Below are 16,028 nucleotides of genomic sequence, written 5' to 3' on the forward strand. Positions count from 1 at the left end.
GCTACACTATCAAAAAAGTATAACTATGTAGTACGCCAGAGAAGGGCGTACATATAGGAGTTAAAGTCGAATTAAAAGTAGTGAGTTTATAGAAATCATAGAATAAGCAAACTAGGTAAAAACGACTTTGAATTGAACAAAATGAACAAAAATTCATTAAAAAATGTATGGGTTATGGGTTTGAAACACATTTCTGTGTTCATATATAATAATAGACTTTTTAATAAATTGTTCAAACAATTAGCTTATAAATTTAGTGATTTAGTTTAAATAGTGAGGTAAACCGTATGACACTGCAGTTTGTGCTAGGCAAGGCCAGCCAAGATCATCAGGCCGTTTTAATCGATATTCTTAAAAATAAACAAAAAGATTTTCCTAATGATACTTATTTTTATATTGTTCCAAATCACATTAAATTTGAAACTGAAATTCAAGTGATCAAACAATTGAATGAGGAAAACAGTAAAATAACTGCGCAAAGTCAACTGCAAGTATTTTCTTTTTCCAGATTGAGTTGGTACTTTTTAAGAGATACCCCTCAATATCAAAGACAACGAATTAGCCCGGCGGGAACTAATATGTTACTGTATCAAATCATTAACCGCCGCGCTGATGATTTATATTTATTTGGTAAAGATGCTAATAAACCAGGATTTTTGCAAAAGTTAGCTCGCCAAATTAATGAAGTTCAACTAGGTAATATCCAACCTAATGATCTATTTGAGATTTTAGAAACTCAAAAAGTTAGTGATAGTTTATCCGATAAACTCCACGATTTTAGTATCATTTATCAAGAATATATCGATCAAATTTCTCAGCAATATTTTGATAATTCAAATGGTATTCAACTATTAAATGATTATTTAGTTAATGCCGATTTACAAAATTATCATTTTATAATTGATGGATTTAATAAATTATCCGCACAAGAAATGCAGATACTAAATATTTTAATTCAAAAAAGTGCTAGTGTGACGATTTCACTGAATTTAGACCGCGAATATCGCTTAGAATTACCTAACGCAACTAACATATTTTATCAACCAGCCAAACTATTTAATTACTTATACAAATTTGCAAGTGCAAATCAGGTGCCATATTTAGCGGCACAATACGCTAGCAATTCTAAGAATTATCATGACTTAGAAAAATTAGAAGACTACTGGATTCAATCGAACAGTTTATTACCAATTACGGTAGATCATAAAATCCATCCGCAAAGTATTAAGATTATTAAAGCCGAAAATAAATATTCTGAATTGTTACAAATTACCAGTAAAATTCGTCAATTAGTAGCTACGGGAAATTATCGTTATACCGACTTTTTAATTTTAACTAGGCACCTAGATGGTTATCGAAATATTATCGAAGCTGTTTTTAAGATGCAAAATATCCCGTATTTTATGGATATTCAAAAGCAAATGATTGATCATCCATTTGTGGAATTTCTAGCAGCTCTTTTTGAAATCGATGGTCCAAATTTAGAACATCGCAGTTATCGCTATCAAGATATGATGCGATTATTAAAATCGGAATTATTAATTCCAATCGATGAAAATGGCCAACCGATGGAATTAAAAAAATATCGTCGCGCTGTAAATTTATTAGATAATGCAGTATTAAAAAATGGCTATCTAAAATCTCAATGGTTACAGACTGCTGATTGGCAAGGACTACCAGGTGACCCGAATGAAGACGAGATTCAACTAATAAATTACTTAAGGCATTTTGTTAAAGATACGTTGCCTCAATTTTATAATAAATTATTTAGTAGCTCGACTAATCAAATGGCACTAACGACTTTGTACCAATTTTTAAATCAAACGGGAGTCCTAGCCCAACTTAAACAATGGCAAAAAATGGCTTTAGAGCAAGCTGATTTAAATACGACCAACCAAATTGAACAAATTTGGAATACCTTTTGCCAAATTAGTGATGAATTTGCCAATATTTTAGGAGATCAGCCGTTTATGGCCGATACTTTTTGGCCGTTAATTCAAGCAGGCTTTCAAGGCGCTAATTATTCACAAATTCCATCTACGTTGGATCAAGTGGCCATTTCAGAAAGTGGAATGGTCCAAGCTAATACGCATAAGGTAACCATAATGATTGGCTCAACGAATGAACAAATGCCGGCAATGGCTGTTGAAGAGCAGTTATTTGGTGACGATGATAAAAATCAATTGGAAGCTAATTTACGTGATGATCAATATTTAAATGATCGAGCACAACTCCAAGTTAGTGGAGAAGTATATTTAAATTATTTAGCCTTTATGAGTGGTCGAGAACGTTTGATTTTTTCGTATGCGCTTAGCGAGGGAGACGAACAAAGCATTAAAATTTCGCCTTATGTGGAACGGATTCAAGATTATTTTAAAATTAAGGAAATTAATCATCCGGCCATTCCAAATAATGATCAACCGATTGAGGCCTATCTAGGCACTAAGCAAACTACTTTACATCATTTGATTCAAATTGCTCAGAATAGTTTTCAACAAAATCAAGCATTATCGCCAATTTGGCAATATGTTTATAATTTATTAATTAATGATGCTAACTATAAATCAAAAACGAAAACCTTAATTAGTAGTATCAATTATCGGAATATTCCGACCAAGTTACTAACTGAAAATGTAATTAATTTATATGGACAGAATTTGAAATTATCGATTTCGCAATTAGAAAAATTCTATAGCAATCCCTATGAATACTTTTTAAGATATGGGTTAAAACTTCATGAGCGGGATGAATTTGGATTATCATCGCAAAGTACTGGAAATTTTTTCCATGAAGCTTTAGATATGATCTTTAAATTAGTTAATAACCAAAACGTAGATTTAGTTAATTTAGATGAGCAAGCACTAGGGGAACTAATTAATGAAGCCGTGTATAAAATGATTGAAGCCGATGATAGCCAATATTATATTTTAAAAAGTTCCAATCGTATGAAATACTTGGCGCAAAAATTACAGGCAACCATTAAGCGAATGCTTAAAATTATGCAAAAACAACAGACCTTTACTGGCATGCGGCCGAAAAAAACGGAAATTAATTTTGGCGTTGATGGCTTAAAACCACTCACTTATAAGGTATCTGATCAACATAAGGTCTCGGTACGCGGTAGAATTGATCGAATTGATACCATGATCGATTCAAAAAGTGGCCAACGATATGTAGGTATTGTGGATTATAAATCGAGCCAACATGAATTTGATTTTGTAGATGCCTATAACGGAATTTCTATGCAGTTACCGACTTATTTGCAAGTCGTTCAAGATAATTTGGCCCAATTAAGTTCGGTGGATACTAAATTAGCGGGCGCTTTGTACCTTCATTTAAAGAATTCTAAATTATCATTTGAAAAATTAAAAAGTCAGGAAAACTTAGAAAGTACTTTATTACGCGATAATAAATATGATGGACTAATTGTTAAAGAAGATGATGATGACTATTTACTTCCATTATTGGACCAAGTTATTCAACCTACCGAATCTTCACTAATTTTTCCCTTTGGAATCAATAAAGATAATAGCCTTAAAAAAGCTAGTAAGGTAATTAGTGACAAGGCGTTAGACAATTTGTTAGCTCATAACCAGCGATTAATTATTGAAGCCGGTCAACGAATTTATGACGGAGATATTTCCCTTGAACCATATCGTAAAAACCAAGAATCTAAAATTATGCAATATTCTCCTTATAAATCAATTATGAATTTTGATCCACTGCTAGGAGAGAATAATTATCGAGATGGCGATATTTATCAAGACGGTGAAAATATTGAAAAATTAAATGCGAACTTAGTTAAAAAATTATTAGAACAGGAGAACCGCAATGATTAACTATACGGATAGCCAAAAACAAGCAATCAACGATCATCCTAAGGGTAATGTATTGGTATCAGCCTCAGCTGGCTCCGGAAAAACGCGGATACTAGTTGATCGGATTATTAAAATGATCATTGAACAGGGAATTAGTGTAGATGAATTATTAGTAGTTACGTTTACTAAAGATGCTACTAAAGAAATGAAAGAACGGTTAGAGCAAGCGTTAAAAGCTAATTATCAAGCAACGCAAAACCAAGACCTAAAAGCATACTTGCTTAGCCAAATTCAAAAAATTCCCGTTGCCGATATTGCTACCTTTGATGCGTATTGTCAAAAGTTAGTTAATCGTTATTACTATCTATTGGGTATTGATCCCAATTTTCGAATTTTATCCGATAGCACGGAAATTACCTTATTAAAAGATCAAGTCTGGGACGAAGTTCGTGAACAATTATATGGAGATGCTGAGGCCGAAATATTTAAAGAATTAGTAGATAACTTTTCGAGTCGCGATGATCGAAACGATGATAATCTCACGGAATTAGTTTATAAGATGTATGACTTTGCTAATGTTACGCAAGATCCCCAAGCTTGGTTAGACCAGGCCGTACAATTATATGAAATTGATGAAACGCAAAACCTCGTTCAAAGTTCCCTATTTATTAACGGAGTGTTACCAATTGTTCAAATGCAGGTTAGGGAAATTCAAAATGGCAAGCAACAAGCCTTAAAATTGGCTAGCGATTATGGATTAGAACGCCATGAAAAATATTTAACGGATAATTTTGAGTTTATTAATCAGTTGGCAGAAATGTTAGCTAATCAGGCCAGTTGGGATCAAATTAAACAATTTTTGACTACGATTAAATTTGGTAGGCTAACTAAAAAGGCTACCGATGATCCTCAGATTCATGAACAAATCAAGGATATAATTAAGGGATGTAAAACCAGTATTGAAGATTTGCGCAAAATCTTCCAGTTAACGGAAACCAAGGTTATAACTAACCTTAAGGAATCAAAACGCTTAGTTGATAAATTAATCCAAGTTGTTAAAAAATTTGCTAAGGCCTATCAACGGGCAAAACAAAAGCAAAATGTGATGGAATTTGTCGATTTGGAACATGCTGCATATAATATCTTAACTAGTTCGGATCCACGCTCACAAAATATTTTAACCAATTTACAGAAACATTATTATGAAATTCTAGTGGATGAATATCAAGACAACAATCAACTCCAGGATGCGATTTTAGATCAACTCAGTTTTGATAATAATCGTTTTATGGTAGGGGATGTCAAACAGTCGATTTATAAATTTAGATTAGCTAGTCCTCAGATGTTTGTGGATAAGCAAGTTCAATATTCGCAAACCGATAATGCCAATGAATTAATTACCTTATCAGAGAATTTCCGTTCTAACGAAAACATTATTAATTTTGTTAATTTGATTTTCAAACAAATTATGGATAAAGATTTGGGAGAAATTGATTATGATGAGGCCGCCCAATTAAAATTTGGTGCGACTTATTATCCTAAGGAAGTTTCCTCAGATATTGAAGTTTTATTATATGATGAAAATGAGCAAAATAATGCCATTAAGGTCAATCAACAAATCGAAATTGAAAATTCTAAAGTAGCCCAGGCTACCATAATCGCTAATAAAATTACGGAATTGGTTGAATCGAAAACCGAAATCTATGATCGCAAACTAGGGGAAACTAGACCGATAACTTATCGCGATATTGTGGTATTATCAGCAACCCGCGGTAATGACCTAATTTTTTCTGAGGTCTTCAATAAATACCATATTCCAGCAGTCATTACCGGAGCAAAAAACTACTTTAAAACTACGGAAATCCAAACAATGATGGCTTTATTATCTATCATTGATAATCCCTATCAAGATATTCCTTTAGTGGCCGTTTTACGTTCCCCAATCGTAAACCTAGACGAAAACCAGTTAGCGTTTTTAAGAATTAATGATAAAACCGATAATTACTTCACCGCGGTTTTAAAATTTTATGAAGAGTATCAAGATACGGGTAACGTCTATCAAGCAGCTTTATATGAAAAGATTGCTAAATTTATGGAACAAATCAATTTATTCCGTGACCTTTCTAAACGCGTTGATTTGGTAACGTTAATTTGGCGAATCTATGAAGAAACAGGTTACCTAGATTACGTTGGGGGCATGCCCGCAGGCTATCAACGACAAACTAATTTGCATGCCTTGTATGAACGCGCTAGCCAATATGAAAAGTCTAATTTTAAAGGGATTTTCCAGTTTGTACGGTTTATTAAACGAATGCAGGATAAAGATGACGATTTAGAACTAGCTACTCCGAAGGTAGAGGAGGATGCGGTCCAGTTGATGACTATCCACCGAAGCAAGGGGTTGGAATTTCCCGTTGTTTTCTTAAATGATTTGGATCATCAATTTAATGAGCATGATACTAAGTTAAATTACGTCTTAAATGACCAACTGGGAATTGGTATTAAGTATTTTGAACGGGATACCCGAATTATTTACGATACTTTACCCTATACCATTATTAAAGATCGTTTAGAAAAAGAGATGCACGCAGAGGAAATGCGTAAATTATACGTAGCTTTAACCCGTGCCGAACAACATCTTTATTTAGTTGGTAGTATTAGTATTAAAAAAGATATCCAAAAACTCATTACGGAGTATCAAGATAGGGTTACTAATCAATTGATGATTCCTAAGGGAGTTCGGCTAAAAAGTAAAAGCTATGAAAAGTTGATTTTGGCAGCTTTAGCACGTCATCCCCAGGTTTATCAACAATTTGGTGATTCTACGGGTGATAAATTTTTAATAGATGACCCAACTAAATTTAAAATTACTACCTATAATAAAAGTAATTTAGAACCTAATGTAGAATTGGAAGTAGCTAATCGCCAACCAGCTCAAGGATGGCTAGATAACCTAGAACAAACTAGTTCAAAAGTTCCAGAGGATCTTAATACTCAATTAATTAAGCAAAGTTTTGACTTTAAATATCCTTACCAGTCAGCTATTAAAACGACGGCTTATCAGTCGGTTTCTGAGATTAAACGTATGTTTGATGATCCGGACAACCAAGAACTAAGTAATATTAATTTAAATGAATTAAATCAGGTCCAACAGGTTGGTCGTTATTTGGATGATGAGTTTAGGGCTCCGCAATTTATGCAAAAAATCGCGCAGCCATCTGCTAGCGAAATCGGTACGGCTACTCACTTGGTACTCCAAAAAGTTGATTTAGCATTTCAACCGACTAAGGATTCTTTAAGTAAATTAGTGGACGACTTAATTAATCGTCAACTAATCACTCCGGCCATCGCGAAACGAATTAATTTAAACCAAATATTGCAGTTATTTGATAGTTCATTAGGTCAGCAATTATTAAATCCAGCAGCTAAAGTTTATCGAGAAGTTCCGTTTTCACTTTTAATCAAGGCCGATCAACTATTTACTGGTTTTGAAAATGATGATCAAGCAATTTTAGTCCATGGAATTATTGATGGTTATATAATCTTAAATGATCAGATTTTAATCTTTGATTATAAAACTGATCATATCAATTCGCATAACACGATTGAGGACATTAAACAACGCTACCAAGGTCAGTTAGCCATCTATGCCATGGCATTAGCTGATATCTTAAAGCGACCTATCGATGCTAAATATATCTACGCATTATCGGCCAATCAAGTGATTGAACTGTAAGTTACGTTGAATTTATATTAGGATTAGTTATAATAAAAAGTAAGTAAATTACGAATCTATTAAAATTGGGAGGGAAATATGAAAAAATCATTTATTGGATTGTCTATACTTTTAATGGCTGTGGGGTTAGTAGGCTGTTCAAGCACTAGTGAATCAACCAAATCAAAACCTAAAGCTACTACTACTCAGACAGTTAAAAAGCCAGTCAAAAAAACCGTTACCAAAGTTAATTGGAGAAAACCATCCGAAAATAAACCTTACCCAACTATTACGGCTAAAAATGGTCGCTATTTATACGTTTCAATTAAAAAACAACGTACGTATGTAATGAGTCCTAAAAATAAAGTTTTATATACTATGTACGCATCTACTGGTAAAAACAACTCGACTCCACGAGGAACTTTTAGTATTCAAGCGGAACGCGGGGATACCTTCTACAATGCTGAATCTAAAGAAGGTGCCAATTACTGGACTTCATTTAAAGATCATGGAATTTATCTATTCCACACGGTTCCCGTTGATCAAAATGGTAAGTATGTAGTTAAGGAAGCTGATCAATTAGGTAAAGAATCTAATTCCCATGGTTGTGTAAGATTAACTATTCCCGATGCTAAATGGATTAATGAACACGTTCCATTCGGTACTAAAGTAGTAATTAAGTAATCGATAAAGGAGAGATAGACTATGAAAAATAAGTACAAAAAATTAGGCGCACTAGTTTTAACCGGCTTGGTCGGTTTATTGGTGATTACTGGCTGTGGTAAAAACAATAACTCTAAAAATGAAAGTTTAGATAGTGAATTAAAGACCAGTAAAACTTTAACCATTGGACTTGAGGGTACTTATGCACCATATTCTTATCGCCAAAATGGTCAATTAAACGGTTTTGAAGTTGAACTTGGCAAAGATTTAGCTAAAGAAATGAATTTAAAAGCGGATATTGTACCAACCAAATGGGATTCTCTCATTGCTGGTTTATCAGCCCGTAAATTTGATATTGTGTTAAATAATGTAACCATGACTCATGATCGTGAAAAACAATTCCTATTCTCTAAACCTTACATCTATTCCAAAACGGTCTTAATCGTCCCTAAGGATAGCTCAATTAAATCCCTAAAAGACATTAAAGGTAAGACTTTTGCTAATAGTATGGGTACTGAATTTGGTTCATATGCTAAACAATATGGTGCCAAGGTTATTCCTTCTGATAACTTCCAAAACACGGTTTCACTATTGGAGGAAGGCCGCGCCCAAGGAACTTTAAACTCTAAAGAAGCCTTTGCTAGTTGGCAAAAAGATAATAAAGCCAATACTAAATTAAAAGCTATTGATATTCCAGCTAGTCAAATTCCGACCCTTAAAGTAGGAGCAATTTTCAACAAAAAATCAACTAAGTTACAATCAGACACTAACAAAGCTTTAGATAAATTAGCTAAAGATGGAACTTTAAGCAAATTATCTGAAAAGTATTTTGGTACTGATATTACTAAAAAATAATAAAGGGGAATTAAGTTATGTGGCAAACTATCACTAGTTCTTTGCCTGAACTAATTGCCGCTGGAGTTAAATTTACAATTCCCTTGGCGCTAATTTCATTTGCTTTTGGATTAATTTTAGCGGTTATTACCGCAGTCATAAAATTGACCAATCCCAGTGGAAATTTATTCATTAAATCAATTTGGAAAGTCATCCAAGCAATCGCTTATTTCTATGTTTGGATTTTTAGATCAACCCCACTATTGGTTCAATTATTTATCATATTTTTTGGTTTACCAAGTGTGGGACTAGAAATTCCAGCTTTTACGGCGGCAGTGATTACCTTCTCATTAAATACGGGAGCATATGCTTCTGAAAATATTCGAGCTGCTTTGTTGTCTATTCCACGTGATCAATGGGAGGCAGCCTATACTTTAGGATTTAATAATCGTCAAACGCTGTTTAAAATTATTTTTCCGCAAGCTATTCGCATTGCCTTACCACCACTTTCCAATGAATTTATTGGCTTAATTAAAGATACTTCTTTAGCTAGTTCAATTACCATCTTGGAAATGTTTACGGTAAGTCAGCAAATTGCCGCTAAAAATTATCAACCACTCCTAATGTACGGTATCGTTGCTGTTTTGTATGCAATCTTGTGTAGTCTATTGAGTTTATTGCAACGTTATCTAGAAAAACGAGCTAATCGCTACATTAAGCGGGGTGATAATTAATGATTGAATTTGAACATGTTAGTAAATTTTATAAGGAACGTAAGGCGTTAGATGATGTTTCAGTAGAATTTCCTAAAAGCCAAACTTCTGTAATAGTTGGGCCTTCTGGATCAGGAAAATCAACCCTACTTAGATCAATTGACTTATTAGTTCGTCCCGATCAAGGAAAATTAAAAATTGATGATTTAGCAGTCGACTTTAGTAAGGAAATTTCTAGAAAAGAAACTTTTAATATTCGCCGTAAATCGGGAATGGTTTTTCAAAATTGGAACCTATTTCCGCATTTAACAGTATTAGAAAATATTACGGCTGCACCAATTAACGTGTTGAAAGAAGACAAAGCTAAAGCAATTAAACGGGCCTACGAATTATTAGATCTAGTAGATTTACGATACACTGCGGATCAATATCCCGGTCAATTATCCGGTGGCCAACAACAACGTATTTCAATTTGTCGAGCTTTGGCAATGAATCCGGAATATTTATTATTAGATGAACCTACTAGTGCCTTAGATCCGGAATTGGAAACCCAAGTGTTACGAATTCTAGAAAATATCGCCAAAATTGAAAAAGATAAGGGCATGGTTATTGTGACCCATAACATGCAATTTGCCCGACTAGTGGCTGACAAAATTATTTTTCTGGAAGATGGAAAAATTTTATTTGATGGTCCTACTGAAGAATTTTTCAATGGAGATAATCAACGGATCCGAGAATTTTTATCAGCACTATCTATATAAAAAAAGAACCTACCAGTTGGTAGGTTCTTTTTTTATTTTAAATATTCATCAAAAAAATCTAAAGTGGGTTGTAGGGCATCATCCATATATTTTTTTCCATGGCGATTACCTTCAATTAATTTAGCCACTGACGGAACCATTTGCTCAGTTAAAGTAGCTTGTAGTTTTAAAACTCCCGAAGTAGGAACTAACTCATTTAGCGAATTAGCTAAAAACATCGGACCAGCATCCTTAGTAACTCGATGAACTGGCGAAGCTTCTTGTAATAATTGCTCATTATCACCGACATAATTTAAGACAAACCATTTGTAGTAGGGATCATCTTGACCGCTTTGGTCAATGTTGGTACTGGCAGTGTTGGGATTAGGAGCGTCTTTTTTGGAAGCAACCACTTGTGGATGCGTATTTATCCAATGATCTAAATCAATAATTCCAGACCAAGAAGCGATCGGAATGCCTTTGCGGATTGCTAATTCTACTGCCAAATTTCCCCCAGCTGACATACCAATGGCACCAATTTTTTGATGGTCAAATTGATAATTAGAATTTTTAATCCAATTATAGGCCGTAACAACATCATCGATAGCAGTTGGAAAGAGATATTGAGGGGCCAAACGATAATTGACTACGAAAACAATGTATCCTTCATTAACAAAGTCACTAGCCCAATCACTATCTTTAGATTTATCACCTTGCCACCAACCTCCACCGTGCAAATCAATAATTGCGCGGCGTTGCTGATTAGCATTAGCAGGATCTTGGTAAACATCCAATTTTAAATTATTATTTTCATCATATACAATATCTTTTTCGACTTTTATATTTGACATCATAATCTACCTCCCTATGAAAATAATTATATTAGGGTTGCTCAAAATAAGTCGGATTTTTGTCTATAAAAAAAGCTACCATAGCCATAGCTATTGGTAGCTCTAGAGTTGATACAATTCGGTTAAAATGATTCCCATTACGAAAATCACACTAATTAATCCAATCGAAAATTTGGTAAAAAATTGTCCATTTACTTTCTTTAAAACAAAAAAGGTAATTCCTAAGCAAATGATGCCAATTAAATACATAATTATTAAAGCAGTTTTAACTTCGTTGTTTGATACCGCCATGTTAATCTCTCCGATCTTATAATTAGTTTTTATTGATAAATTAGTTAATTAATAGTTGATATGCATAACGAGGAGTTTCCTCATGACCATTTTCTTGCATGTAAATAATTCCACGTTTAGTAAAGCCATTAGTAGTAATTACGTGTTGCATACCTAAGTTTTCTGGATGTGTATCAATTCGGATATCTTTATAACCGAGTACGCCAGAAATGGTAACTAATCCGCTAATCATCTTTTGTGATAAACGTTGTCCTCTAAATTCAGTTGACATGGCAATTCGGTGAATTGCGGTATAACGACCTTCAACACCATTTACCCATTCACCATCGTGAATGCTTAAATAATTAATATCTAGTCCTTGATGTAAAGCGGCCGTAGCAGCAATTTGATCGTCAACTATTAAGACATATGAAATCCCATCCCGAACATCTTTTTCTAGGTCCTCATATCCAGGATACCCTTTTTGCCATTGGTCGATTCCTTGTTCGTGCAAATAATCGATAGCCTCTTGAATTATTTTTTTAATTGCTGGGAGGTCTTCATTAGTAGCTTGTCTTACGTAAGTCGCAGCCATAAAATTCACATCCTTTGTTTTTCTTATAATTTAACATAGAAGAAAATTATAATTCATAAATTGCCGATCCGCAACCAAATTTTAAATAACATTTGGAAAAAGGTTTAAAAGCAAGTATTATAAAAAAGGAATTTTAATATTGAGCAAATTTATGAACTTAAATAAAGTATATAACATTTTGAGGTGAAAGTTATCAATAAACTAACTAGAAGTGATTATCTATCACTTAGTTCCATGTTATTTGGAATTTTTTTCGGCGCTGGAAATCTCATCTTTCCAGTACTTTTAGGCCAACAAGCCGGTAGTCAAACGCTTGAGGCAACCCTGGGATTTATTTTATCGGCCGTTGGTTTTTCATTAATGGGACTTTTAGGTCTTAGTTTAACTAAAAGTAACAATGTATTAGATATTGCCAGTCCAGGTGGTAAATTATTTGCGTACTTTTTTAATATTGTCATGCTATTAGTCATCGGTCCGGCTTTAATTTTACCTAGATTAGCCACCACTTCGTTTGAATTGGGCATTTCGGCCTTTATTCAACCGAAACATTATTTTATCGCTCGGTTAATATTTTCGGTAGGATTCTTTTTGATTGTCTTTTTACTAGCTCTTAAGCCTACTAAATTAGTGGACTACATTGGCAAATATTTAACGCCTACTTTTTTAGTTCTACTATTAATACTAATTATCTTTGCCCTAATTAAAACGCCAGTACATATCGGTAACTTACCAGCCACGGCCGCCTATCAGCATAATGCATTTTTGTCTGGATTCTTAGAAGGGTATAATACGGTCGATGCCGGGGTCTCAATTTTATTTGGTTCCCTTGCGATTAGTGCTTTAAAAGATTTAGGAGTAGCGAAGCCTAAACAAATCGCCATTGATACCGTCAAAGCCGGATTTTTTGCCATGGCATTAATGGCCGCTTTATATGGCCTACTAACATTAGTAGGCGCGATGAGTGTAAATTATACTTCCCGAGCAGCTAATGGTGGTATTATTTTAGTAGCTGTGGCTAAACATTTATTTGGCACGCTAGGTTTAATTTTATTGATGTTAATCGTGATTCTAGCTTGTCTGAAAACGGCTATTGGGATTTCTTCAGCAGTCGCCGATGGATTTAATGAAATGTTGCCAAAAGTTTCTTATCCAATATTTTTAGCGTTAGCCTGTGTAATTAGCATGTTATTAGCTCTTTTTGGACTAACTAAAATTACTATTATTACTAGTCCGCTATTAATGTTTATTTACCCCTTCGCCTTAGTAATTATTATGTTGGCCTTTTTAAATCCGCTAGTTCAACATAATCCATTAATCTATAAAGTTACGTTAGGTTTTACCTTTTTACCAGCGGTGGCTTGTGGATTAAGAGAATTACCAGCACAAATGCAACAAATTGGCTGGATTAAGCAATATTTAAATCTGATCAACCATTTACCATTAGCTAATGTGGGGATGGCTTGGGTAATTCCAGCGTTGATTGGTTTTGTTTTAAGTTTGATAATTTCTAAAATTATTTCAAAATTACTTAAGGTTTCTTAGAAAAATATAATTCTAGTTAGTGGAATGGTACTATAAATTAAAGTTAATATAATAGGAGGTTTAACGATGGTAGGGGAAAAAGATATGAATGAAAGCGTAGTTACATTAGGAGATCAACTAGATCGTCCACAAGTGATGATGTTTTCTAATGATAATGATACTAATCAAACTACGAACCCAAGTGAAATTAACCAGAGTAAAAAACCCAAAAAAAATCCCAAAAATAAAACCAACAAGCATGAACCCTTTAAATTTAAATTTTATCGTTTTTTTGCCAAGCTAATTGGTGAAGCTACGTTTGCTAAAAATGCAATTTATTCCGAGCAAAATCGATATGAGCGTCAGCCTTACTTAAATAAATTTAAGACTAAGCTAGCCTCTAAAGATGAAATGACTAAATCTAAGGATATCCAAATGGGCTACGGAACAGCCATATTAGATTTAGAGGATGCTAATTTTGATCAATTATATTTTATGACGTTATGGTCAGCTGGTGAGAGTAGTTCTGAAATTATTAATCGGGCTGCTGGAAAAGCTTACTCTTATCAATTAGAAAATAGTGATAATCAGCAACAATTTCAATTAGGTTATTTGACGGCGGTTTATCAATTTGTCGTAGCCATTTCTGGACCTAAGGGTGATGGCCTTAGCGGTATAATTTTTGATATTAATAATCAACTCAATAATTTAACCAAAAATGATCAAATAGATTTAACTAATGCGTGGTTTAAACAAACCGAAAACTATATGCAAGGACGCACGCCGAATAAATTTTTGAAGAGTTCCGATGTCTTAAAAACTAATGAAGATAATCGCCGAATCTTTACCAATGTTCGTAGTAGTTTAGACAATGGCTTTTTATCGAAATACTTAGTTCCAAGTTTACAGCAACCCTTAATGAAAAATATTACTTATCACGGAGTAGATTATACTAATCGAATTAATAGTGAGGTTGCTAAATTTATTCAATTAGAAGATATGACTTTATCGCGTTCGATTGAACACTTTGCTAATAATATGATTCCTAAGGTAATTAATGCTATTGGTGAAGCCGGCTTATATCATTTTGTATACAACGATTTGTATCAATTTGATCGTAATATGTTGGGGATGCCAATTACCACTTCAACTGATTATGATGAAGTTTTTACCTCAGTGAATAATAATATTGAAGAATTATTTGATCGCATTTGTATACCTAGTAAAATTAATCAAGCCGCTAAACGCTTGCCAATTTTAGATCTCAGTCATGCCCGAGATAGTAAACATGAAGAAGTTCATTGGGACTATCGCCGAAAATTTAGCTTTATCCTTGATAAAAATAATAACGTTATTTTTGATGATATGAGTAACCCGATGCCAGTTTACTATGGGGCCTTAGATTTAACCTATCGTTTACTATTCAAAAAAATGTTAACGCCAATTTTGGCAGAATTTACTATGGAACGAAACCGATTATTAAGTGAAATTAAAGCCGGCAACTATCAAACTAAACGGGATGCTTTGGCACCTAAATTGGACGGTGAAGATGTCACGGTTGCCGATATTGCTAACCAAGCTGCTCGATTTGATATAGATCAGGTAGTGGGCTTAGTAACGAAAGGCCATGATGACTATCAGGCGGGAGTATTTGCCAACTCCTTTAGTGAGTTTGAACATTTAATGCAAACTGATCCTCGCCTTAAACGAATTAGGGGCACTAATTATAAGAAGGTTTCAAAAACCACGCGTTATGTTTATTATTGGTTATATCAAAGCTCGGTAGCAGATCAATTACCTAACGATCAATTAGTTAAACTTGATAATCGTGGTGAAGTAGCTAATGGAAATAATCCTAAGGTAGTAGAAGACTTGTTACAAGAAATTCGTCATGATCATGTAAGTGCTAATGTAAGTAGTGATCCATTAATCACTAAAGCAAGTTTAAGTGATATATTAACCGGTCAAATTAAGCAAACTATGAAATTAACTGCGGCTAATGTAGAAAATATTACTAATATAGCTGATATGGTTAGCAATTTGTCTACGGATCATCAAACGATGTTAGCAGATTTTAACACAGCTAAGGCGGATTTAAATCAACAAATTAAATTGGCTAAGCAAGCTGCGGAAGAAGCCCAACTATTATTAGATTCGGTACAACCTTATGTTAATCAAGCAGTCGAACAGGATATTTTACCAGTTACTAAAACAACGGAAATTTTAAAAGAAAAATCAAATCGTTATTTACAAACTGCCAATGGTATTTTTTATACTTTGGTTAATAAAATATAAAAAAGAGAATCGA

The 16,028-nt window shown here is 33.8% G+C and carries 11 protein-coding genes; 8 read left to right on the forward strand and 3 right to left on the reverse strand.

What is annotated here, in order from left to right; translation table 11 throughout:
* The first annotated feature begins 287 nt into the window (after nucleotides 1–287).
* The 6 genes from LHL71_RS00175 (at nucleotide 288) to LHL71_RS00200 (ending at nucleotide 10,504) form a co-directional block, all read left to right on the forward strand.
* A complete protein-coding gene (locus LHL71_RS00175) occupies nucleotides 288–3,839 on the forward strand; it encodes a PD-(D/E)XK nuclease family protein (protein WP_227361036.1) in 3,552 nt (1,183 codons plus the stop codon).
* Nucleotides 3,832–7,554: a helicase-exonuclease AddAB subunit AddA gene (gene addA / locus LHL71_RS00180; RefSeq protein ID WP_227361037.1), complete on the forward strand. Its 3,723-nt coding sequence runs from the start codon at nucleotides 3,832–3,834 to the stop codon at nucleotides 7,552–7,554. Before LHL71_RS00175 ends, addA begins: the two co-directional genes overlap by 8 nt.
* Nucleotides 7,555–7,632: 78 nt before the next feature.
* Entirely contained in the window at nucleotides 7,633–8,217 is a 585-nt protein-coding gene (locus tag LHL71_RS00185) for a L,D-transpeptidase (RefSeq protein WP_227361038.1), read from the forward strand.
* Between the two features lie 21 nt (nucleotides 8,218–8,238).
* A complete protein-coding gene (locus LHL71_RS00190) occupies nucleotides 8,239–9,051 on the forward strand; it encodes a transporter substrate-binding domain-containing protein (protein ID WP_227361040.1) in 813 nt (270 codons plus the stop codon).
* 17 nt (nucleotides 9,052–9,068) lie between these two features.
* On the forward strand, nucleotides 9,069–9,764 hold the full coding sequence (locus tag LHL71_RS00195; RefSeq protein WP_227361042.1) for an amino acid ABC transporter permease: 696 nt from the start codon (nucleotides 9,069–9,071) through the stop codon (nucleotides 9,762–9,764).
* Nucleotides 9,764–10,504, forward strand: coding sequence for an amino acid ABC transporter ATP-binding protein (locus tag LHL71_RS00200; protein WP_227361043.1), 741 nt, complete (start codon nucleotides 9,764–9,766; stop codon nucleotides 10,502–10,504). Before LHL71_RS00195 ends, LHL71_RS00200 begins: the two co-directional genes overlap by 1 nt.
* A 32-nt stretch (nucleotides 10,505–10,536) precedes the next feature.
* Here the strand turns inward: LHL71_RS00200 and LHL71_RS00205 are convergent, their stop codons facing one another.
* The 3 genes from LHL71_RS00205 to LHL71_RS00215 all read right to left on the reverse strand — a co-directional run bounded on the left by LHL71_RS00205 (nucleotide 10,537) and on the right by LHL71_RS00215 (nucleotide 12,199).
* Nucleotides 10,537–11,337: an alpha/beta hydrolase fold domain-containing protein gene (locus LHL71_RS00205; RefSeq protein WP_227361044.1), complete on the reverse strand. Its 801-nt coding sequence runs from the start codon at nucleotides 11,335–11,337 to the stop codon at nucleotides 10,537–10,539.
* A gap of 99 nt (nucleotides 11,338–11,436) precedes the next feature.
* On the reverse strand, nucleotides 11,437–11,625 hold the full coding sequence (locus LHL71_RS00210) for a hypothetical protein (RefSeq protein WP_227361045.1): 189 nt from the start codon (nucleotides 11,623–11,625) through the stop codon (nucleotides 11,437–11,439).
* A gap of 40 nt (nucleotides 11,626–11,665) precedes the next feature.
* Nucleotides 11,666–12,199 (reverse strand): GNAT family N-acetyltransferase, encoded by a 534-nt coding sequence (locus LHL71_RS00215; RefSeq protein ID WP_227361047.1) that lies wholly within the window; start codon nucleotides 12,197–12,199, stop codon nucleotides 11,666–11,668.
* Nucleotides 12,200–12,382: 183 nt separating this feature from the next.
* On the opposite strand from LHL71_RS00215, the gene brnQ reads away from it, so the two are divergent.
* Nucleotides 12,383–13,741, forward strand: coding sequence for a branched-chain amino acid transport system II carrier protein (brnQ, locus tag LHL71_RS00220; protein ID WP_227361048.1), 1,359 nt, complete (start codon nucleotides 12,383–12,385; stop codon nucleotides 13,739–13,741).
* A 66-nt stretch (nucleotides 13,742–13,807) separates the two neighbouring features.
* The gene (locus LHL71_RS00225; protein WP_227361049.1) at nucleotides 13,808–16,015 is read left to right on the forward strand and encodes a hypothetical protein; all 2,208 of its coding nucleotides are present in this window, start codon (nucleotides 13,808–13,810) and stop codon (nucleotides 16,013–16,015) included.
* Nucleotides 16,016–16,028 lie beyond the last annotated feature (13 nt).

It is taken from the genome of Lentilactobacillus laojiaonis, from assembly GCF_020616595.1.
GTDB lineage: Bacteria > Bacillota > Bacilli > Lactobacillales > Lactobacillaceae > Lentilactobacillus > Lentilactobacillus laojiaonis.